The sequence below is a fragment of the Acinetobacter sp. LT1 genome (assembly GCF_059800965.1).
In genome coordinates, this window is sequence record NZ_JBBAXE010000007.1 from 202071 (window position 1) to 224697 (window position 22627).

Here is a 22627-nt window from a genome sequence, read left to right on the forward strand (position 1 = left end):
AGCAGAAGAGCCTAGCATTTTAGGATAAAGCAAAGCCGACTTCTACGGGAGAAGTCGGCTTTTTCAAACAGTATTGTAACTCAAGAGTTTTTTACTAATTTAGTTTTGCGATTGATATGCTTTCACGTCTTGGCAAACTAATGTGTTTTGTTCATCACCAGCAGCTTTCGCATCGCTACGTGCTTCTTTTAAGTATTTCTTGAAAGCTTTGTCTTTACTACGTTTTTCTAATGCAGAAACAGCATCAGTTTCATTTGGTAGGTAGTCTTTAACTAAACGTTCATAGCCTTGAGCAAAATCAGCGTCTTTTTTACCAATCAAACTTGGACAAATTTCAGAAAGCACTTGAATTGCAGCTAATTCTTCAGGAGTCGTGCCTTGTTGTGGAGTGACTTCAACAACATTTTCATTTTCGGTTTTCTTTTCAGTTGTTTTTTTCTTATCAGCAGCAAAACCAGCTGTTGCCATGCTCATAAGTAAAACCAAAGAGAGCGATTGAACTAAGCTTTTCTTCATAAACATCGATAACCCAAAATAAAATTTCTAAATATGCCGTTAGCTTAACCAATTTAGAATTTAAAAAAATGGAAAAAATGTATTGTTATGTTGGTTTTCTGCTTAATGGCAAACAGAAAACCCAAAATGAATAAGTCTCTAGATCAAAAAAGAGTAAGATCTATTCTTTATAATTAACGATCTCTTCACAGAGCTCATGTTGCTCGTGATGGTCCATTTGTTTTGCCGCAAGACGTGCTTCATTTAGTAAAGTTTTAAATTCAGCATCGTTTTGTAGAGTCGCTAAGGTCATTGATTTATTTGAATAACCACTTAAATACATCGCAATAATTTTTTGAGCGTTTGACTCAAGTTTTTTATTTGTTCCAACAAAAGCTGGGCAGATTTCCTGCAAAACTTGCGTTGCGGCAATGTCATCTTTAATTAAGCTATCAGCCTCTTGTGTTGAGATATCCTCATCTGCAAAAACCGCTTGCGTACACAATGTGATACTGATCCCCAATACCTGAAAAAAAGGAGCGAAAGTTTTCATTTTTTCACAATTTTATAATGCTATGGAGGCATAAATATATATAATTCAACAAATAATTCAATTGTGAAAACCTTTAGGTTTATTTGTAGAGAAAGATTTTAGTGAATATTTTAATTGCGAATGATGACGGTGTTTTTGCGCCAGGTATACAGGCTTTAGCTGAAGCATTAAGACCACTTGGACGCGTGGTTGTGGTTGCGCCAGAAAGTGAAAGAAGTGGTTTCTCAAGTGCATTAACATTGGATCGACCATTACGCCCCATTCAAATTGCCGAAGATGTTTGGGCAGTGAATGGTACACCAGCAGATTGTGTTTATTTATCCATGAATGGATTGTTTGATTTTGAGTTTGACTTGGTCGTGAGCGGAATCAATAGTGGCGCGAACTTAGGTGATGATGTTTTATATTCGGGAACGGTAGGGGCCGCATTTGAAGGTCGTTTAATGAAACAACCTGCAATCGCTGTGTCTTTAGCAGGTCCTGATGTGCGTGCCTATAACAATAAAGAAGATTATGCTCAGGCTGCTCAGTGGGTACATGATTTTATTGCAAGCGGATTACCAGCTTTGCCTCCGCGACATATCTTTAATATCAATATTCCTGACGTACCGCAGTTAAAAGGGGCGCAGATTACATATCAAGGTCGCCGTGCTCAATCTAAGCCTATTACCAGTCATGTCGATCCACGAGGCCGTCAAGTTTACTGGATTGGACTAGCAGGTGAGGCGGTTACAGATCCGCAACGTGTTTCTAGCCAGATTCAATCTGATTTCTTTGCCGTTGCAAACGGTTATGTAAGTGTTACCCCTATTCAAATGGATGCAACAAATTACGCTGTTTTAGAAGATTTACAGATCAGTTTGAGTCAATAATTTGCCTCGAATGTTATAACTTTGTGAATAAAGAAAAAGAGGAACGTGTTTCCTCTTACTTTTTTGGTACTCTTAGCCGAAATGATTTGTAGCATTTAGTGAGGGAGATCAATGCATTTAATTGGGCAACAAAGCAGAGTGCATATCCAAAAAGACAAAATAATGAAAATTATGTTGTTGTCTGTGGCTGTAGGTTTTACCGTTGCTATGGCAGGGTGTGCTTCTAAACCACAAATTAATAATAGTTCTCGCTATGCAATGGCTCCTAACTATTACACAGTTCGTTCAGGTGATACTTTAAGTGGTATCGCAATGCGTTATGGTCTCGACTATATTAGTATTGCCGAAATGAATGATATTGCTCCGCCATATCGTATTTATGTTAATCAGTCTTTGCGTTTGAAGAAAGGTTCTTCACCAAGAACAGTATCTACGCAAGTCATAGCACAACCTGAGCAAATCAAACGTCAAACTATTGCTCTACCAACCACACAACCTGTTACACCAGTAACTCAGCCTACATCGACCGCACCATCAACGAATACGACAGTGACCTCGGTTGCACCAAATTCTAGTTTACGCTGGATAAAACCGAATAATGGACCAGTGATTCAAGGGTTTAATTTGGCAAATAATGTCAAAGGAATCCGTTATGGTGGAAATCAGGGGGACCCTATTTATGCCGCAGCAGATGGTCAAGTTGTCTACGCAGCTGATGGCTTAAAAGAATACGGCAATCTGGTTTTAATTAAGCATATTGACGGCTATATCAGTGCCTATGCCCACAATAGCAAGATGTTGGTGAAAAGCGGTGACAATGTAACTGCTGGACAAAAAATTGCCGAGATGGGCTCTACTGGGGCTTCTCAGGTCATGCTTGAGTTCCAGATCCGTTTGGATGGAAAACCAATTAATCCTATAAATCTTTTACCAAAATAGCTAATGCATAAAACTTAGGTTTCCTCGTATAATATAATTGGTTGCTTTCATTACAACAATAAGCATTTTTTTATAAATTTAGAATTAGATTTGAGGAAACCTATGTTAGATCAGCTTCGTGCGATGGGTGTTTTTGCTTGTGTGGTTGAAAAAAGTTCATTTAGTGGTGCGGCACGTGAATTAGGAATTACAACAAGTGCGGTGAGCCAGCAGATTCGATCCCTTGAGCATGAAATGGATGTAATTCTATTACATCGCTCCACGCGTAAACTCAGTTTGACAGAAGCCGGACAGGCTTTTTTTTCAAGCTGTCAAGAAATGTTGGCGGCTGCTGAAAGGGGGAAAATCAGAATTAATGAGTTGAGGGATGACTTAATTGGGGATTTGCGTATCGCAACTACTCCTGATTTAGCAGTTCAGCACCTCATTCCTGCGTTATCTCACTGGATGTCAGCTCATCGCGGTTTATCTGTGCATTTTGAAGTTGGGCATCGTTATATCGACTTAATTGAAGAGCGAATTGATATTGCAGTGCGCATGAGTTCTACGCCGGTAGAAGAAAGCAGCTCTGTCATTCCGATGGCTTTTGTCGATCAGATTTTGGTAGCTTCTCCAAGTTATCTGAATCAATCTAGTCCAATTGTGCATCCTAATGATTTAAGAGATCATGAGTTATTATCAATTAATGTCATGAATGACGCGCACCATTTCCATTTTCAACATGTAAAAACGGGTGAAACACTTAATGTTGAAATGCAAAGCCGTTTGCAAAGCAATAATTTACAAGTTGCAAAAGCGTTATGTCAGCAAGGACATGGTATTGCAAGAATTTTATATTTAGATGCTCAAAAAGAGTTAAAAAATGGTTCTTTAATTGAACTCATGCCAGATTGGAAATTACCAACTTTTACTTTGTATGCAGAAGTTGCCAAGCATGACCAACAGCCAATGAAAATTCAGCGCTGTGTTGAAGCACTTAAACAATATTTTAGTCAGTTAGCAGGAGGACGAGCGATCCAAATCGTTCGTTAATTTTGCCACTCTAAAAGTAAAAAGGGCCTGTATTTGACAGGCCCTTTTTTATTACTTCTGTTTTAAGGTTGCGACTTCTTCTACGCTTTCTTGTGGTAGGTCTTCCGCCGTAAGCTCTTCATGCTTCTTAATTTTTTTCTTATTTTTCTTTTTCTTCTTTGGCTCCTCTTCAATTTCTGCGCCATCTTCAATGGCTTGCCAATATTCGAGTTGCTCCATTACAGCAGCATAAATAGAGTGTTTACTGTACTTACCTTTTTTGTCGAGTGTACCGACAGGGCGGGCCATTAAAATCTCAAGCGCTTGATCAATAGTATCAATCGCATGAATATGGAATTGACCACTTTGTACCGCATCAATTACATCTTGGCGTAACATCAAGTGCTGCATGTTTTGACGTGGAATAATGACACCTTGTTTACCAGTTAAACCTTGTAATTTACATGCATCATAGAAGCCTTCAATTTTTGCATTTACACCACCAATTGGTTGAACTTGGCCTAACTGGTTCATAGAACCCGTAATTGCCCATGATTGATCAATTGGTATTTGGCTAATTGCAGAAATTAATGCAGAAAGCTCGGCAACTGTTGCACTGTCGCCGTCCACTTGTCCATAACTTTGTTCAAAGGCTAGAGCAGCAGAGAAATGTAAAATCTGTTCACGACCAAAATGAGCTTTCAAGAAGCTAGACATGAGCAATACGCCTTTGGCATGCAGTGAACCGCCAAGTTCTACACTACGCTCAATATCAAGAATATCGCCGCCGCCTTGATAAACTGATGCAGTCAAACGTGAAGGTAAACCAAACTCAACATCTGCATAGTGAATAACAGAGAGGGCATTGATTTGACCTAAACGATGACCTGAAGTTTCGATTAACTGAGTTCCACGTGACAAATCTTGCCAGTAAAGCTCTCTTAAATAGCCTAAGCGATACTGTCTGTGTTGTAGTGCCAAGTTAATGTGCTGGTCAGTTACAAGCTTTTCATTGGCTTTAAAAGCATGGTGATGTGCTTCGCGAATGAGGTCGCCCAAAGTTGAAGCATGTAATGACAGCGAGCTTTGATCTTCTGCCTGACGACTTGAGTCGGTAAGTAATGCTGCTAAAGCACTGCGATCAAACGGAAGTAATTTATCCGCTTGTACATAATCAGCAATTAGCTGCATGTAGGCTTGCTCATTTTCGTCATTACGTTGCAGAGTATCGGTAAAATCTGCACGAATTTTAAAGACACTGCCAAGCTCTGGTTCTACTTCTAAAATTTCATAATAAATTTCAGGTTCTGCCATAAGAACCACTTTAATATCAAGTGGAACAGCAGCAGGTTCAATCGAGATAGAGCCTGTTAACGTCAGCATATGTTCAAGAGAAGAAAGCTTGAGTTGACCTGATTTCAAGGCACGCTTTAAACCTTGCCATGCATAAGGCTGTTCGAGTAATTGCTCGGCCTCAAGCATTAAAAAGCCACCATTCGCTTGATGTAGAGCACCTGGACGAATGAGAGTAAAATCTGTGGTAATTGTGCCGTTGTGAGTAAGTTGTTCAACATGACCAAGCAAGTTGTAGTGCGTTGGGAAATCTTCAAAAATAACCGGTGCGCCACTGTTTGGTTTGTTTGAGACAATTACATTGGCCTGATAACGTGCAGGCACACGATTGAACATTGCCGGAGCAAAGTCATCTTCTTCTTGCTCTAAAATGAGTTCAACATTATCAATTACATCTTGAGCATATTGTTTTAAATAATCTTCAAGGCCTTTGACTTGACCATATTTATTTAAAATCAAATCCATGCGTGGCTTAACCACTTGAGTCGCGATGTCTCGATTCAACACAGAGACTTTGTCACGTGCGTCATCTTCTAAATCACCTAAATGCAAACCAAGACGCTCGAGCTTTTTATCCATGTAGCGAACATTCGCTGCAATTTCAGCACGTTGCTTAGTATTTAGAGCATCAATTTCTGTTTGAGTCAGTTCTTGCACTTGATCATCTTTTACTTGTACAGGTACAAAGCCATGCTTTTCATTACGGGAGATGAGTTTTAAGTCGAGTTCTTCACCTTCTTTGGTTAACTCGACAAGCGCTTGTTGCTGCTCATCTCCAGTTTCCTCACGGATACGCTCAATACGGTTATGATAGGTCTCCGCACTAAAACGGCGTTCAAGCTGTTTTAAAATAATTTGCCAAGTTTGATGAAGGGCATGTTGAAACTTGGTTCCTTGTCCAGCAGGGAAGCGTAAAGCAAGTGGTTGGCGTGCCTGCTTAAAATTATAGACATATACCCAGTCATCTGGGGTAGGCATTGTTTTCGCATGTTGTTGGAGTAAACGCTTAATCATGGTGCGTTTACCCAAGCCTGCTGTTCCTACTGCAAAAATGTTATAGCCAGAGTAGGGTAAAGAAATACCCGCTTCTACCGATGCTTTGGCACGGTCTTGCCCTAAAAAGTTATTAAGCGGTTTTATACGTTTTGTAGAAGCTGGAATTTTTTCAAAATCTGGAATATGTGTTAGTTGTTCGGGTTTTAAGGCTGTTTTATCCAAAGTCATTTTTATATCAGGTTGCTCAAAAGCTGAAGGAAATGCATTTATTGTGACGTTTGTGGTGTTTGTTTTAGCGAGTGATAAAGTTGAGATGGTCACTTGATCAAGTTTTTGTGTCACTGTTGATATCCAGCAAAAGAAAACGAAGGTTGAAGCTTAAAGGTATACAGGTTTAGCATAAAATATCAAGCAAACTTGCCGTTTTTATCGCCAAAACAAAATTGATTGCATAAAGAATCTTGAAAGCAATTGTAAGAAGGGTTTGAATAGGCACATTTATAATTTATGGAAAATAAAAAACGAATGAGTGCTGAATCAAAAGGGTGGAAAAGTTCCTTTACGGCCTTCTTGGATCGCCGAGCAATTATTATGTTGTTTTTAGGCTTTTCATCAGGAATTCCCATATTTCTAATTTTTTCAACTTTATCATTTTGGTTGACTGAAGCTGGAATTAACAGAAGTACTATCACCATGTTCTCTTGGGCAGCTTTGGCTTATTCGTTCAAGTTTATTTGGGCACCTTTGATAGATAAATTACCACTTCCTTATTTAACAAGAAAAATGGGGTTAAGACGTAGTTGGCTATTAGTTGCACAAATTTTGGTTATCTGTGCAATTTGTTTAATGGCATTTACAAATCCCTTACCGAATACTTCTGATTTTGGCTCATTTTCAAATCTGACTATTATGGCAGCAGCTGCTATTTTCCTTGGCTTCTCTTCAGCTACTCAAGATATTATTGTTGATGCTTATCGTATTGAATTGACTGAAGATCCTAATGTGCAAACTGTTTTAGCTTCAACGTATAATGCTGGATATCGTACTGCTACAATCATTACACAATTAGGTGCGTTATTATTTGCAGCTTCACTGGGTACAGCTGTTGGTAATTATATATATGAAGCTTGGCGAACTACATATTTATTAATGGCAGGCCTCATGGGTATAGGAATAATTACAACATTATTTATTCATGAGCCTGAAGTTAAACGTATTCAACATCACTATCAAGCTAAAGACTATTTTCAGTTATTCTCAGTTTTTGTTATTTCAACCATCGTTTTTGGGATTAGCTTTTACCAAATTGGTTTAATTTTTGATTCGTTTTCTATCGAAGATGCTTTTTTAAACTTTCTACTTTTAGTTATTAAATTTTTAATTAGTATATCAATTGCGGTGATTGTAATTTTTGGGTTAATTAAGTTTGGTCTAATTAATAAGAAAATTGTTGTAGAAACATGGTTGTCACCTTTACTAGATTTTTTTAAGCGATATGGATTAAAAGTTGCTTTAGCAATTTTATTGCTAATAGGTTTTTATCGTATTTCAGATGTCGTTGCTGGTGTAATGGCTAATTTATTCTATTTAGACTTGAATTTTGATAAAGAGGAAATTGCTTGGTTTAATAAGTTCTTTGCGATCTTCTTTGTCATATTGGGTGGTTTTCTCGGAGGAATGTTAGCGCAACGCTATAATGTAATGAAAATGATGTTGTTAGGAGCAATTTTAGCAAGCACTACCAACTTGATTTTTGTTGGATTAGTTAAATCTGGCGCTACTATGCAAAATGTTCAAGTTCATATAGGGGATCACACTTATACAACAAGCCCTGATGAAGTGGGAAATTGGTCACTAAAATTCCCGAGTAATACATTGACGTCAGCTCAGAATGAAGTCTCAATTAATTCTCAGCCTGTAGGCTATGCTGAACCTTTAAAGATAAACCTTCCATTAAAAGTATTTAACTCAGAATCACAACCAGATATTTATGTTCAAGCAATTGGTGGAGATAATCTTTTATATAAAGATGAGCTGAAAAAAGATGTAATTCTTCATGGTAGTTTATTGAATCTACCTAAAAATGGTGAGCTAAAATCCGTTAGTATTTTATTGAATTCACAAAATAAAATAGAAGGTAAGATTAAAGGTAGTGATTGGAATGTTATTATTCCTGGAAATGATCTTGCTAAACTTAATTCAATACAAGTAGAAGCAAATTATGAAGCCAATAAGCAAATACATACTTTAACTTTAAACCATTCTTATCAAAAGCAGCTAGAAGAGAATCAACCTCGTTATCGTATGAATTTATCCGATATTCCAGCGATTCCGATTGATAAAAATATGGATATCGAATTGAAAGGAAAAGTAGTTGTTCCTTATAGCAAAGTTTGGTTAGTAATGGGCATCATATTTGATAACTTAGCCTCCGGATTAGCTGGGGCAGTTTTTATTGCATTTCTTTCTAGTTTAACTAGTGTGTCATTTACCGCCATGCAATATGCTATTTTTAGCTCGCTAATGCTGTTGTTACCAAAAACGATTGGTGGTTACTCAGGTACAATAGTGAATCATATCGGTTATTCAGGCTTTTTTACGGCTACATTTTTGATGGGATTACCAATTTTATTACTCGTGATTTGGGTGGGTAAGTTGTTGGCTAATCAATCATCAAAATGAAAGTTTCCTAGGAGATAAATATATGCGAATGCTTCATACAATGTTGCGAGTAGGCAATTTAGAACAATCTTTAAAGTTCTATACCGAAGTATTAGGGATGAAGTTACTTCGTAAGCGTGATTATGAAGAAGGGCGCTTTACACTAGCATTTGTTGGCTATGGCGATGAAGAAACCAATACCGTGCTTGAGCTTACCCATAACTGGGATACATCAAGTTATGATTTAGGCAATGCCTATGGCCACATTGCTATTGGTGTTGACGATGCCTATAAAGCGTGTGAAGAAATTAAAGCACGTGGTGGCAAAGTTGTACGCGAAGCAGGGCCAATGAAAGGTGGTGTTACCGTTATCGCATTTGTTGAAGATCCAGACGGCTATAAAGTCGAATTGATTCAACAAGATGCTAATGCGACAAATAACTAAAAATTGACTGTGATGCTTTAAGAATTAGTTCTTAAAAGCCTAGCTTTATTTTTTTAGCCCAGTATGATGAACGCTTGACCAAATGGTCAATTTATCAACTGGGTTTTTTATTTATCTAGAATAATCATAGGATATGGCTATGCTGAAGTTATTGGCTCTTGATCGATTTACAGTTTTGTTAGTTGGAATGGTACTACTAGCAACATTTTTTCCAGTCAGTGGTCAAGCAGCTCAATATTTCAATACACTGACCACAGTCGCGATTGCAATCTTATTCTTTTTGCATGGCGCGAAACTATCACGTGAGGCTGTAATTGAAGGTATTTTGCATTGGAAAATGCATTTACTGGTCTTCGCATTTACTTTCTTTATTTTCCCTGTGATTGGTCTGTTGGCTAAGCCAATTTTATTACCTCTGTTAGGTCAACAGCTCTACTGGGGTTTTTTATTTATGTGCTTTTTACCCTCTACAGTTCAATCCTCTATTGCATTTACGTCGGTTGCAAAAGGGAACGTGGCGGGAGCGGTATGCAGTGCATCTTTTTCAAACTTGATTGGTATGTTTATTACACCAGTCTTGGTGAGCTTTTTTATTTTAGGCCAAAGCCAACATGGATTTGACCCGACGACTTCAATTATACAAATTACATTATTACTGTTAGTGCCATTTATTTTAGGTCAATTATTACGTCCTTATATTTTCCCTTATATGGCAAAAGTTCCGAGTATTGTTAAAGCATTCGATCAAGGCTCGATTTTGATGGTGGTGTATGGCGCATTTAGTGGAGCCGTAGTTGCAGGTCTTTGGCATCAAGTAAGTTGGAAAACTTTACTCATTCTAACAATTGCGTGTTCAGTACTTTTAACAATTATTATGCTATTAGCACTTTACCTACCGCGTGCTTTAGGTTTTAACCGAGCAGATCAAATTACAGTTTTCTTTTGTGGCTCCAAAAAGACCTTGGCGAGTGGTGTTCCGATGGCGCAAATCTTATTTATTGGCCAACCTTTAGGCATGATCGTGTTACCTATTATGATTTTTCACCAAATACAGTTAATGGTGTGTGGGGTGATCGCAAATTACTTGGCTAAATCCCAAGATTAATTCGCAAAAGAAAATTATTTGACGTATAATGTTGCCCACTTGTTGTGCTTAGCTCTAACCCTAGAGGTTTCGGTGGGCCAAAAGAATGGTCTGTTGTGGTGTTGATCTGCTCATTTTGAGCCTGTCCTCAACTTAAGTTGAGAGTGATCAATTGCGATGACAGCTTAAGCCTTTCTTCCAATTAGGAGTAATCGACGATGCGCGCCGATATTCACCCAAAATATGAAAAATTAGTTGCAACTTGTTCTTGCGGTAACGTAATCGAAACTCGTTCTGCTTTAGGTAAAGAAACTATCTACCTTGACGTATGTTCAGCTTGCCACCCATTCTACACTGGTAAGCAAAAGAATGTAGACACTGGTGGTCGTATCGACAAATTCAAACAACGTTTTGCTGGTATGTCTCGCTCTATCAAGCGTTAATACTGCAATACGAAACAAAAAACGGGCTTTATGCCCGTTTTTTGTTTTTCAGTACAAGACCATTATTGGTCTTGTACGTCTGTTAATCGATCAAGTTTTTTCTGGAAATAGCGGCCTTGCAAGAAACGCGTTTCCACATTCCATGCGTTAGCAAATAAGTTCATATCATCTAGATCACTCAGTAAAATCCCTACAGGTTTTACTGTCAAATAGTTCAAAACCTTTTCTTGTAAGCGTGCTAAACCATCATCTGAGTTTAATAGCTCAGTTTTCTTCGATTGCAGTTTTAAATATTGAACGTCTAGTTGTTGCAATATTGATTCGCTATACATAGAAGAGCTGAAATCCCGAATCGAAATTTCTGCGCCGTGTTGACGCAGGCGAGCTATGTGTTGCTGAGCAATTGCAAGATGAGGCTGAATTGCTTGTTCTGAAAATTGTAAAACCAGTGGACTTTCAAGCTTACTACCAATAATGGTGAGTAGTTTTGAAATTAACTCAGGGAATGTTTTGTCTTTGAGCAAGATATCAATATTCAGGTTAATAATCAGTTTAGCTTTAGGGTACTGAGTAATAAAGTTATGTAGTTGCTTACATGCCTCAACCAAAATCCAGCGATCTAATTGAATAGAAAGTTCACTGTCTTCTTTTAATTCAGCCAAGTCATTTATGTCATACCATTGTTCATCGCTAATAAAACCGCTAGTCACCTCATAGTTATGGGTTTCTTGATCGTGTTTATCGTAGATCTGCTGATATTTTAAATGAATTTTACTTCGTGCTAACTGTTGCTTTAATTGCTGCAATAACGAAGATTGCAAAGGAGCATCGACTTGCTCAAGGCTTAGATCAAGCGATATAGAAGGTTTAACAGGCTCAGGAGAGATAATATCGATGGTTGGTGCCAGCTCAATTTCTGCCTGCGCCTTAGGTAACTCTTGCTGACTTGTTTGGGCCAGTAAGCTTGTAAAGCTATCTTCATTTAAAGGTTCAGTAATTGGGGCATAGCTCAGCTTAAATTGGATCGAGTAGTTAAGCTCATCGATCTTTAATAAATGCTCTTTTTGCAAACTTTGCAGACTAGTCAGTTGGGAGTTAAGGACTGTGCTGTTTTCAGCTTGTAAAACGCCAACATATGCGCCAAGTTCAATATTAAAAATCGGCATTTGCGCGTGTTCTTTTAAGAAACTGTGCAGCTGATTGAAATATTGTGCAGGAGTTTGCCAATCTTGTTGAAATACTCGCTCTGGGCACTGATTTAATTTAAATAAAATTAACGCATTGGCTTGAGCAGGATAGGTCGATAGATGTCGATTAATTTGTTGCCAAGCTGTTTGTACCCCATAACTCTTTTCGGCAAAAACTGTATTTGCTGGTGTTGCTAAATCCAGTTGGTAGTCAATGGTCAACTGTACGGCATCTTCTTCCTGACTAGGAATAAACTCTAGTTTTAGCGCGTTATTACCTGAAATTGCTGCATGTTGGCTTTGAATTTCAAAACGTGCCTGATCAAATTGGCCTAATGAAATTTTCTTAAATCTTTGTTTAAAAACATTTAAATCATCAGGTTGTAAAACATCTAAAATCGGTAGGCCAATAATCTCGTCTTCTTGCTTAAAACCAAAAAGGTTGAGGTATTCTGTATTTGCCTTAACATGCATCCCTTCTTGAAAAAGGGCAACTGCTTTATGGCTGTTATTGACCAATGTTTGTGTATGGGAGTGAATTGTTTCTAACTCATTGGTCAGGCGTTGTTCGGTTTGTAATAAGTGGCTATACGACAAGGTCCGAAGAAGGGTGATATAAAAATAATCTAATGGTTCTAAGGGAACTACATCATAAATGCCTTTTTGAATATACGCCTGATATTGCTGAGGCTGATAATCTTCAGGTTGTAATAATAAAACAGGTAAATTTGGCTGTTCAGATGCTTGAATGAGGGAGAGAGTTTGTTCAATTTTTAGGTCATAAGCACGACCAAAAATAATAGCATCCCACGGCGTATTTAACTGTTTTTCAAAACTTTTTAAATCATCAAGTAATAATGCCTGAACTTGATAATCATTCCCCAATAATAAATTTAAAATCTGGTTATAACGTAGCTGGTTGTCATCAATAATGAGTAAACGTGTTTCAGTACGTTTTAACTTTTTAGATAATAAAGAGTTTCTCACTTTAGTGCTTCCCATAAATCTTGAGTGCTAGAGTTATTACCCTTTTTCATCATGAACTGATCAAGCAGATCTTGTTGCTGCTCATTCAAAAGCTCGAAATGAAATTGAATAAAACTTTGCGTAATGAGTTGTGCTTTGAGTAGATACACTTTGATTTCTTCTGTCCCCAATCGTAAATGAATTGTTTGTTGCTCTCTAAAAATTTGAGAGCCCGGTAAAATAAGCGTATTTTGTATTTCTTCTAGATTTTGTGTTTGTAGTAATAGTGCGGGATGATAATTGCGAGTATGACGCTCAGCTTGAATATGCACTGAACAAGGGAACATGGCTTGCGACAAAATCTCTAAACCTAACTCTAGGGATTTTTCGGTCGATTGTTTAATCCAGCGAATTACACCGCCACGCCATTGTCCATGCAAAGTTTCTTTAACTAAAATGTACTCACCAGTTCTTAAGTTCTTTGGTGCTTCGCCAGACCATTTAATACGATATCCATTAACACTAATATCGAGAACGGTTGTTTGATAAATGGTTTTGCTTTCACGACTTAAGCGTTGATAAGAGCTGGTTTGTTGTTCTTTTTTCTCTAAGTTGGATAAAACTTTAGATTCGCTTTGTAAGTTATAGTTATGGTTAAGCTGTAGCGTTTCTTCAAAGTTTTTTGCTTTTGATAGATAGAAATGGGCAGTGCTTAAACCAAAACAAATTTGAAGCTCTGCATTGTATTCATAACGTTCATGGCGACGTTGAGCCGTGGTTCCTAAAATCGTTTGAACATGAAATTTTAAAGCTGGGCTTAAATAAAACTTTTCATTTTTAGAAATATATTGAGCATTTTTATGCATGGTTGCAGTGACATGCTCAAGTAAAGCTTGCGTACCTATGAAGATGCTTGGGTTAAAGTTAGAGCTACGCTTTGTATTATAAACAGGTGGATGGTCCTTATTTGGGTCAACCACATATTTCGTTAATGCGGTATCTTTCGGCAAAATATGAATCATTCTTGCCCAGTCAAAACTACATTGAAATAATGCCTGAATTTCTGACTGACGAATCTGGTTGGTATTTAAAATATCCAGCAAAATCAACTGAGCATAAGCTTGTGTAATATTCGCTAAAGGGTGTTGTATGCCCTGAATATGATTGATATTGATGAGATGGTATTTGTATTGAACCGCGGTTTCATACAGCTGATGCGCTATTAACCATTGACCTTTAAGGGGCTCGCTATAAAGCATATGCTGCTGATAGAGGAGATTGGTTAATTGTTGCAGGGCATGAAAAGTCGATAAGATACGCGCCGTTTGCAAATTCTTTTTTTGCTTATAGGCAAAGAGTGAAAACTTTTGATGCTGTAGTTGCTCATGACTATTTTGCGCAATATTTAAATAAATACTGGCGAAATAGCAGCGGAGCAACATCGCTAACTCAATAATGTGCTCATTACGATCTGTACTAATCACGCCTTGGTTAAAGAAGTTTTTCTCTAGGCTGGCGAGTACATTGTTAATGGTCGGATGAAGCGTTTGTATGAGGTCGAAACGTAAGGTTTCACTACATTTTAATTCATTGAGCTCTAAAATAGCTGTGAATAATGCTTTTGACGTATCACCGAGTTGCATAATAGAAAGGGTAGTGACCCATTCATTAAGATCTTTAATATTGGCTTCACAAAAGCTTAACCGTTCACGAGAGAGTTCGGTTTGATTGTGAAAAATGTCCGACAGCGCATTATTCATCATCACTTATTATATAACTCAAAAAGTTGTAGCCCCAAAAAGCGGTGTTTTATTCTTTTCGCCCGCAATTTCCCTGACGAGTTTAGGAACCAAATACCCCGGTAGGTTCGCTAACACGTCACGATAGATATCATCTATCTTGGATGATTCTAAATCAAAATGTTGTGCACCTTTTACTTTATCTAAAACATGTAAGTAATAAGGCATAACGCGAGCTTCAAATAAACGATAACTTAAATCAATTAACGTCTGTGCAGAGTCATTGACACCTTTCAGCAATACTGCCTGATTTAGTACAGTAATGTGATGGTCGGATAACTGCAACAATTTTGAACAAGTAAAGTCATCGAGTTCAGAAGCATGGTTTGAGTGTACCACCAGAACTATACGCAGCCTACTGTTTTTTAATAAAGAAATTAGCTCTTCGTCGATCCGGTTTGGAATAACAATTGGGACTCGTGAGTGAATTCTCAGAATCTCGATTTGTTTGAGAGATGATAGGCGTTCTAACCAAAGTGCTAATTTACGGTTAGAAAGCGTAAGCGGGTCACCACCACTTAAAATGATCTCGTTAATGTTCGGGTTTGCTTCAATATAGTTTTTAATATTTAGCCAATCTTCATTTTTTGGCAAATTTTCTTGATAGGGGAAATGGCGACGGAAGCAATAACGGCAATGTACGGCACAGGCACCAGTCAAGGTTAATAAAAAACGTGATTTATATTTATGCAATACACCCGGTAACTGATTTGCTGCTTCTTCGCCTAATGGGTCAGTAACAAACTCAGGATGTTCTTCGAGTTCTAGATGATGAGGTAATACTTGTAGCAAAAGCGGGTCAAGCGGGTTTTTAGCGTTCATTTTTCCGACGAACGCACGAGGAACACGCAATTTAAACTTTTCAGAAGCCAGAATCGCACCCGATAATAGCTGTTCTGAGGATAACTCGAGTAGGCTTAGCAATTCCGAAGGATCAGTAATAAGGTCACTCAGTTGAGATTGCCAGTTTTGCTCTTGGTATAAATAGTTTATCATTTGACACGATTAAGATAATGCAACAACGCATTATATCGCATAGTTGACTTGTTAAGTTTGGAGTGTGCCTTTCATGGCCTATTATTCTACAAATGATTTCAAAGCAGGCCTTAAGGTTATGCTTGATGGTAACCCATGTTCAATCATGGAAAACGAATATGTAAAACCAGGTAAAGGTCAAGCGTTCAACCGTGTAAAATTACGTAACCTTAAAACCGGTAAAGTATTAGAAAAAACTTTCAAATCAGGTGACTCTTTAGAAGCAGCTGACATCGTTGAAGTTGAAATGGAATACCTATACAACGATGGTGAAATGTGGAACTTCATGGATCCTGTATCTTTTGAGCAAATCGCGGCAGACAAAATTGCAATGGGCGATGCTGCTAAATGGTTAAAAGACGATTCAAATGAAAAATGTACAATTATGTTGTTCAACGGCGTACCTTTAACAGTAAGCCCACCGAACTTCGTTGTATTGAAAATTGTTGAAACTGATCCGGGCGTACGTGGTGATACATCTGGCGGTGGCGGTAAACCAGCTAAGCTTGAAACAGGTGCGGTTGTTCGTGTTCCGTTATTTGTTCAGCAAGAAGAAAGCGTTCGTGTAGATACTCGTACTGGCGATTATTTAGAGCGTGCATAATAGTTAAAAAATACACTATTATCGAAGGGATGATGTAAATCATCCCTTTTTTTATGCGAAAGTATAAGAGGAAAAAAGAAAAAGGAGGAGTAGAGTCACAGGGATTAAGAGAAACAGTACATAACAATATAAAAATGCTGTAGTTATTTATTGAGAGGTTAAGAATGGACACAATGCAAGCGAAATCTACGCTTCCCTCCAAGCTGGTCTGGAGCCTAGTGGCAATAATAGGTGCAATTTCTTTTGGGATGCTGGCACTCAGTCGTGGTGAACATGTCAATGCGGTTTGGCTTGTACTGGCTGCAGCATGTGTATATAGCATCGCATATCGATTTTATAGTCTATTTATTGCAACTAAAGTATTTGAATTAAACCCAAGACGTTTAACCCCAGCACATCGCTTGGCCGATGGTCTGGATTATGTTCCCACCAATAAATACGTGCTTTTCGGTCACCACTTTGCTGCAATTGCAGGAGCGGGGCCATTAGTCGGACCAATTTTGGCTGCACAAATGGGCTTTTTACCAGGAACGATCTGGTTATTGGTCGGTGTGGTTTTGGCGGGTGCGGTACAAGACTTTTTAGTTTTATTTATTTCAACACGTCGAGACGGTCGCTCACTTGGTGAAATGGCAAAACAAGAACTCGGTTCTTTTGCCGGTATTGTGGTCATGCTTGGTGCGCTTGGGGTAATGATTATTATCCTTGCTGTACTGGCATTAGTTGTGGTGAAAGCACTTGCCCATAGTCCATGGGGTGTTTTCAGTATTGCAGCGACGATTCCAATTGCATTGTTTATGGGCGTTTACATGCGTTTTATTCGCCCGGGACGTATTGCTGAAGTTTCTATTATCGGCTTCGTTTTAATGATGCTTGCCATTGTTTATGGTGGACAGGTTGCAGCAGATCCTTACTGGGGTGAATTTTTCACCTTAACAGGAACACAGCTTACATGGTGCTTAATCATTTATGGATTTATCGCATCAGTTTTACCAGTCTGGTTATTGTTAGCACCACGTGATTATCTATCAACATTCCTTAAAATTGGTGTCATTCTTGGCTTGGCCGTTGGTATTGTGATTGCATTACCTGAATTGAAAATGCCGGCCGTGACACATTTTATTGACGGTACTGGCCCTGTATTCTCAGGTAGCTTATTTCCATTCCTATTTATTACTATTGCCTGTGGTGCCATTTCTGGTTTCCATGCGCTTGTATCAAGTGGTACAACACCAAAACTCGTTGATAACGAAGCTGACATTCGTGTGATTGGCTACGGCGGCATGCTCATGGAATCTTTCGTCGGTATTATGGCGATGATCTGTGCAACTGTCTTAGACCCGGGTGTGTACTTTGCAATTAATGCGCCTGCGGCTGTACTCGGTACAACTGTAGAATCTGCGGCAGAAGCTGTGCGGAATCTAGGATTTGTTGTTACGCCTGAAATGCTAACGGTGTTGGCTCAAGAAGTAGGTGAAAGCTCGATTCTTTCACGTACAGGTGGTGCACCTACCTTTGCGATTGGTATGGCACATATCATTTCTGAAATTTTTAATAGCCGTTCAATGATGGCATTCTGGTACCACTTTGCGATTTTATTCGAAGCATTATTCATTTTAACTGCTGTCGATGCGGGTACTCGTGCTTGTCGTTTCATGGTGCAAGACACTGTGGGTATTGTTATTCCTGCGGTTAAATCTTCAAGCTCATTCTTTGGTAATTTGCTAGGTACTGCTGTTGCGGTAGGTGGATGGGGCTTCTTCGTCTATCAAGGTGTGATTGATCCGTTAGGTGGTGTCAATTCACTCTGGCCTTTATTTGGTGTGGGTAACCAGATGTTGGCTTCAATGGCACTCATTTTGGGTACAGTCATTCTGTTTAAAATGAAAAAAGAAAAATATGTATGGGTAACGATTTTCCCAACAATTTTCTTGTTCATTACCTGTATGACTGCGGGCTGGCAAAAGATTTTCCACGAAAATCCAAAGATTGGTTTCTTAGCACAAGCGAATAGATTTTCAGATGCGATTGCACGTGGTGAAATTCTTAAACCAGCAAAAACACTTGAAGAAATGCAGACGATTGTGATGTCAAATCAAATCAACGCTGCACTTTGTGGTTTCTTCATGATCGTTGCGATTGTGATGGTAATTGCTGCGATTGGTATTGTGCGCCGTGCGTTAGCAAGCCCGACACCAACTGCGCATGAAGCACCAGCTGTATATGCTGATCCGAAAGTGGTCACCCCACGAGGAGAGTAATGATGAATTTTAAATTTGCAAAAAATGGAACTGTCATTATTGCGAAAATCATCAAAATGACAGTGCTCTCGCAAAAAGAGCTATTACTTTCTCCAAAGAACTGGTCGCGCATTGCAACCTTGTGGCAGCGTTTGCAGCAAAGCTTTCGACTGATGGTTGGGGTTCCAGACTACCAAACTTATCTGGAGCACATGAAAGCTCATCATCCTGATTTAACCCCAATGGATGCGACGACTTTCTACCGTCATTGTGTTGATTCGAGATATCCATCGGCAGGCGGTAATTTAAAGAAATGTCCTTGTTAAGTTGAGTTTAATAGTCAGCTAAAGAAACGGTATGTGGTTAAACCATGTACCGTTTTTCTTTTTTGGAAAATGAAAAAGAGTTTGCTTAAAGTCTGCTCATTTGTATTTTTTTCGATGGTAAATCACTTGTTTTGCTTTTGAAAAATGAATATTATGCTTTCCATTCTAGGTGTATAGCTCAGTTGGTTAGAGCGCTACGTTGACATCGTAGAGGTCTCCAGTTCGAGTCTGGATATACCTACCAAGATTTTAAATTCATATCCTGTTACATAACTTTATATGAATCGAAAAACCTCAAATTTCAATGATTTGGGGTTTTTTTATTACTTTATATGCCTTTATATAAATCTATATATTAAAGCTTATTCTGTATCACGTGTTGTATCATACCTATAAATCTAACTCGTGATACAAGACATATCTTATTTATGAAAAGAAACGCAATAAAAAAGCGCCCCTTATCTGACACTACATTGTTGAATTTAGAACCAGAGGAAAAGGATTATAGAGAACCTGATAATGGCGCGCTTTATTTTGTAGTTAAAAAGACAGGTAGGAAATCTTGGCAATTACGCTATAAGAAAGAAAATGGTCAATGGTCTTGGATGGGCTTAGGTGCTTATCCCGAAGTTGGTGGAGCGTTAGCAAGACGTAAAGCAAGTGAACAATTAGCAAAAATAGCACTTGGTGAAAGTATAGAGACAAAATCGACTTTAAAATCGAAGCAGCAAAAAGTAGCAAATCAAAAATTTAGTATTTTGATTAATGAGTGGTTAAATACAAAAAAAAATAATTGGGGAGCTGCTACCTTTGATAAGGCAAAAAAATCTATTGAGCGACATATTATTCCTGCTTTTGGTGATCGGGATTTTACAAGCATTTCACCTGTTGAGTGGTTTACCTTTTTCCAAGGATTGCAAAGAAATTTAAATATTCATACTCAAGTCGATAAATTAACTTCTTACTGTCGTAATACGTATGATTGGGCAAAGTTTCAAGGACGAGTTAATTCTAACCCCTTAGAAGGTATGGCTAAGCATCTTGATAAAAATGTTGGTGGCAATATGAAGTTTGTTGAGTTAGATGAACTCCCAACTTTAATAAGATCAATCCGTAGTTATCCAAAAAGAAATTTAGCAATAGGGCTAGAGCTTTTTATCTTACTGTTTCCTAGACCAGTTGAGCTGCGTTCTGCTACTTGGGATCAATTTGACCTTGAAAAAGCAGTATGGACGAAACCTGCTGAGATTATGAAAAATGGAATAGCTCATGCTGTACCTTTGCCTAAACAAGCCATCCTTTTACTAAAAGAGTTACAACTCTATAAAACAGAATCTAATTTATTATTTCCAAGTCGTGGGAGTCTAACAAAACCAATTTCTGATAATACTTTTAATATGGCATTAAATAGGATGGGATATAAAGGAAGACAAAACCCTCATGGCTTTAGGCATATTGCTAGTACTGCACTAAACAATAGATTTAGTGATAAAGAGCAGGTTATTGAGACATGTTTAGCTCATATGAAAAAAGGGGTAAAAGGTGTTTATGATAAAGCTGCACATTTCGAGGAGAGGAAAGAAGTGATGCAATGGTATGCTGATGAGTTAGATAGATATCTCCTAACTTGATTTTGTTTATTAAGGAAGGAACAGAATCATCCAGATATTTTAAAAAATAACATTAAATTTATTTAGCCCCTCTATTGTTGTGCTTAACCTATGAATGGATAAATCCTTAATTGTAATTAGTGTGTTACACGGAAGATGAAGATGGGACGTGAGATTAATTAATATGTAATAATTGCGGTTAAGTAATTGATTTTAAATTGTTAGTTGGGTTGCTTGGAATGTATGTTTTATTAATTTATATCTTATATAGTTAAGTGTTTGAAATCTTTTAAATTAGGAAATGTATTAAAGACAGTAGAGAAATATTTTTCATAAAACTGTTGACAAGTTTTTTTAACTTGTGTATAGTTCGCCGCCTGTCTGATTTGGCAGACGTTTTTTTAATAAAAAACATAATTGATTATTTAAACCAACACTAATAATCGCAATATATCTAATTGAAATTTACTCAGCAATAAGTGCACAAAACTTACCGCATCTTCTTCTGTAGCTATATTCATTATTACTATCATATCCTAGATATTCTTTTAAAGAATAAATCTATGCGATAGCTATTGCCTTTTTAGTGTTGAGAACAGGGTTGGTTAAATGCTGACTAGAAACTAAACATACAAAGGAGGGATATGGTAGGTAGTACAGAATATAAAAACTTCATAATTCTTAATAAAGAAATGAATAAAGATAATTTAGATTCAATGATTAAAGTTTTATCAAGGGCTAAAGATACAATGATAAATCCTCGGATGCTTCATTTTGTATCGGAAATTGTAGATATTGATGCATTTCCAAATAAATTTATTCAATCATTTAAAGAAAAATTTATTAGTGAAATAAAGTTAAGAAATAAAGAACATAAAAAGGAATGGATGCCGACTGATAAAGTTAAATATTATCAGAGAAGGAAAATTCCTAAAGTCGAGTTACTTTATAGTATTGAATCAAAAATCATCAAAGTTAGTGAATACGAAAGGTATTTGCATGAAGAGGGGAATAGTGAGCGTATATATCATCATATCCATATCATGATAATAGTAGATATTGGTCATAATGATTATGGACGTAATGAGATAAAAATTTGTGTTAATAAAGCGATCTCAAGAATCTCTGGTTTAGAGGAGGTTCTATATGAAGATTGTGTATGTACCAAAAATTATCGAGTAGTGTCACTAGGATTTCTTAAGTTACGAGACAGTAATAGCAAGGTCAAAATTGAGACTGAGTTTATTGATTATTATTGGCACGATTTAAAAAACGAATTTGAGGATGCAATAATTAGGGCATCTTATTTGTGTAAAACAGAACAGAAGCTTTTACTACCAGAACGATTTCAAAAGGGTAATAGCTTTAATATCACTAGAGAAAAAAGGAGTTAAAACATGAGTTTTTAATTAATTGAAAATAAAGTCTTGGAAATGACAACCAAACTTTAATTCTAAGCATGATTTAAGCATGTTATAGAGCGATTTTGAATGAAGCTATAGTTACCTACCAGACAGGTAAGAACTATGGCTATTTTTATGGGTAAAATAAACAGTAGAGGTAAAAATGGAATTAGATTTAAATAAGAAATATCGTGTGGTAACTGATGAGTACAACTTTATTTTACAAGAGAAAAGAATTATTGGTAGTAAAAAGCCAGCTACGAGATCACCTGATGTTTGTAATGTAGGCAAGATAAAATATACAAGCCTTGGGTACTACTCAAACTTATCAAGTTTAGTACATGGATTGATAACACGTGAAATTAGAATTTCGGAAGTAGATGAGATTAGCAAGATTGAGGAGTTAATTAATACTTGTACTAAAGAGATTGTAGATAAAATTAGCTTACATGGCATTGAAAAAGAAGTCGCTAACTATGAAGAAGTATGATCTTTAGAGGTGGATCAGGAAATTTGAACAACACTTATAAGTGATATTTTGCTCCCCAAATGATGTTATAAACATCAATATATGGAGTATTTTATGGCACGTAGACCAAGAAGAA

The 22627-nt window shown here is 37.4% G+C and carries 19 protein-coding genes and 1 tRNA gene; 14 read left to right on the plus strand and 6 right to left on the minus strand.

From position 1 onward, the window contains the following. Positions 1-99: 99 nt before the first annotated feature. Together WBW42_RS09290 and WBW42_RS09295 are read right to left on the minus strand one after the other, a co-directional pair. Complete coding sequence (locus WBW42_RS09290) at positions 100-522, minus strand: MCR_0457 family protein (RefSeq protein ID WP_002118406.1); 423 nt, start codon at positions 520-522, stop codon at positions 100-102. Positions 523-676: 154 nt separating this feature from the next. After that, positions 677-1048 carry an MCR_0457 family protein gene (locus tag WBW42_RS09295; RefSeq protein ID WP_005073292.1) on the minus strand — a complete coding sequence of 124 codons (372 nt, stop codon included), beginning with the start codon at positions 1046-1048 and terminating at the stop codon, positions 677-679. A gap of 101 nt (positions 1049-1149) precedes the next feature. Between WBW42_RS09295 and surE the strand changes: the two genes are divergently transcribed. From surE to WBW42_RS09310, 3 genes are all read left to right on the plus strand, one after another. Beyond that, complete coding sequence (gene surE, locus WBW42_RS09300; RefSeq protein ID WP_032055287.1) at positions 1150-1920, plus strand: 5'/3'-nucleotidase SurE; 771 nt, start codon at positions 1150-1152, stop codon at positions 1918-1920. 111 nt (positions 1921-2031) lie between these two features. Beyond that, entirely contained in the window at positions 2032-2859 is an 828-nt protein-coding gene (locus tag WBW42_RS09305) for a peptidoglycan DD-metalloendopeptidase family protein (protein WP_284105566.1), read from the plus strand. Between the two features lie 102 nt (positions 2860-2961). After that, complete coding sequence (locus WBW42_RS09310; RefSeq protein ID WP_002118686.1) at positions 2962-3891, plus strand: LysR family transcriptional regulator; 930 nt, start codon at positions 2962-2964, stop codon at positions 3889-3891. Positions 3892-3942: 51 nt separating this feature from the next. Here the strand turns inward: WBW42_RS09310 and WBW42_RS09315 are convergent, their stop codons facing one another. Then, entirely contained in the window at positions 3943-6561 is a 2619-nt protein-coding gene (locus WBW42_RS09315; protein WP_005067989.1) for a Lon protease family protein, read from the minus strand. Positions 6562-6726: 165 nt separating this feature from the next. On the opposite strand from WBW42_RS09315, the gene WBW42_RS09320 reads away from it, so the two are divergent. The 4 genes from WBW42_RS09320 (at position 6727) to rpmE (ending at position 10852) form a co-directional block, all read left to right on the plus strand. Next, positions 6727-8901 carry an AmpG family muropeptide MFS transporter gene (locus WBW42_RS09320; RefSeq protein ID WP_032055292.1) on the plus strand — a complete coding sequence of 725 codons (2175 nt, stop codon included), beginning with the start codon at positions 6727-6729 and terminating at the stop codon, positions 8899-8901. Positions 8902-8923: 22 nt separating this feature from the next. Next, positions 8924-9325, plus strand: coding sequence for a lactoylglutathione lyase (gene gloA, locus WBW42_RS09325; RefSeq protein ID WP_005067992.1), 402 nt, complete (start codon positions 8924-8926; stop codon positions 9323-9325). Positions 9326-9458: 133 nt separating this feature from the next. Then, positions 9459-10430, plus strand: coding sequence for a bile acid:sodium symporter family protein (locus tag WBW42_RS09330; protein WP_014207306.1), 972 nt, complete (start codon positions 9459-9461; stop codon positions 10428-10430). A gap of 197 nt (positions 10431-10627) precedes the next feature. After that, a complete protein-coding gene (rpmE, locus tag WBW42_RS09335; protein ID WP_001200845.1) occupies positions 10628-10852 on the plus strand; it encodes a 50S ribosomal protein L31 in 225 nt (74 codons plus the stop codon). Positions 10853-10914: 62 nt separating this feature from the next. On the opposite strand, the gene WBW42_RS09340 is transcribed toward rpmE, so the two are convergent. From WBW42_RS09340 to epmB, 3 genes are read right to left on the minus strand one after another with little or no spacing between them, the layout of a single operon-like run. Then, entirely contained in the window at positions 10915-13026 is a 2112-nt protein-coding gene (locus WBW42_RS09340) for an EAL domain-containing protein (protein ID WP_080776968.1), read from the minus strand. Then, on the minus strand, positions 13023-14768 hold the full coding sequence (locus WBW42_RS09345; protein WP_032055299.1) for a cyclic-di-GMP receptor FimW-related protein: 1746 nt from the start codon (positions 14766-14768) through the stop codon (positions 13023-13025). Before WBW42_RS09345 ends, WBW42_RS09340 begins: the two co-directional genes overlap by 4 nt. Positions 14769-14783: 15 nt before the next feature. After that, positions 14784-15800 carry an EF-P beta-lysylation protein EpmB gene (gene epmB / locus WBW42_RS09350; protein ID WP_032055300.1) on the minus strand — a complete coding sequence of 339 codons (1017 nt, stop codon included), beginning with the start codon at positions 15798-15800 and terminating at the stop codon, positions 14784-14786. Between the two features lie 73 nt (positions 15801-15873). Between epmB and efp the strand changes: the two genes are divergently transcribed. The 7 genes from efp to WBW42_RS09385 all read left to right on the plus strand — a co-directional run bounded on the left by efp (position 15874) and on the right by WBW42_RS09385 (position 22512). Beyond that, entirely contained in the window at positions 15874-16443 is a 570-nt protein-coding gene (gene efp / locus WBW42_RS09355; protein WP_002118666.1) for an elongation factor P, read from the plus strand. A 164-nt stretch (positions 16444-16607) separates the two neighbouring features. Then, on the plus strand, positions 16608-18704 hold the full coding sequence (locus tag WBW42_RS09360; RefSeq protein ID WP_017399304.1) for a carbon starvation CstA family protein: 2097 nt from the start codon (positions 16608-16610) through the stop codon (positions 18702-18704). Further along, entirely contained in the window at positions 18704-19009 is a 306-nt protein-coding gene (locus WBW42_RS09365; protein WP_000980869.1) for a YbdD/YjiX family protein, read from the plus strand. The genes WBW42_RS09360 and WBW42_RS09365 overlap by 1 nt, the downstream gene beginning before the upstream one ends. A gap of 167 nt (positions 19010-19176) precedes the next feature. After that, positions 19177-19253, plus strand: a tRNA-Val gene (locus WBW42_RS09370). A 184-nt stretch (positions 19254-19437) separates the two neighbouring features. Beyond that, positions 19438-20640 (plus strand): tyrosine-type recombinase/integrase, encoded by a 1203-nt coding sequence (locus WBW42_RS09375; protein WP_119030542.1) that lies wholly within the window; start codon positions 19438-19440, stop codon positions 20638-20640. 623 nt (positions 20641-21263) lie between these two features. After that, entirely contained in the window at positions 21264-22013 is a 750-nt protein-coding gene (locus tag WBW42_RS09380) for a hypothetical protein (RefSeq protein ID WP_284105567.1), read from the plus strand. Between the two features lie 172 nt (positions 22014-22185). Next, on the plus strand, positions 22186-22512 hold the full coding sequence (locus WBW42_RS09385; RefSeq protein WP_119030538.1) for a hypothetical protein: 327 nt from the start codon (positions 22186-22188) through the stop codon (positions 22510-22512). Positions 22513-22627 lie beyond the last annotated feature (115 nt).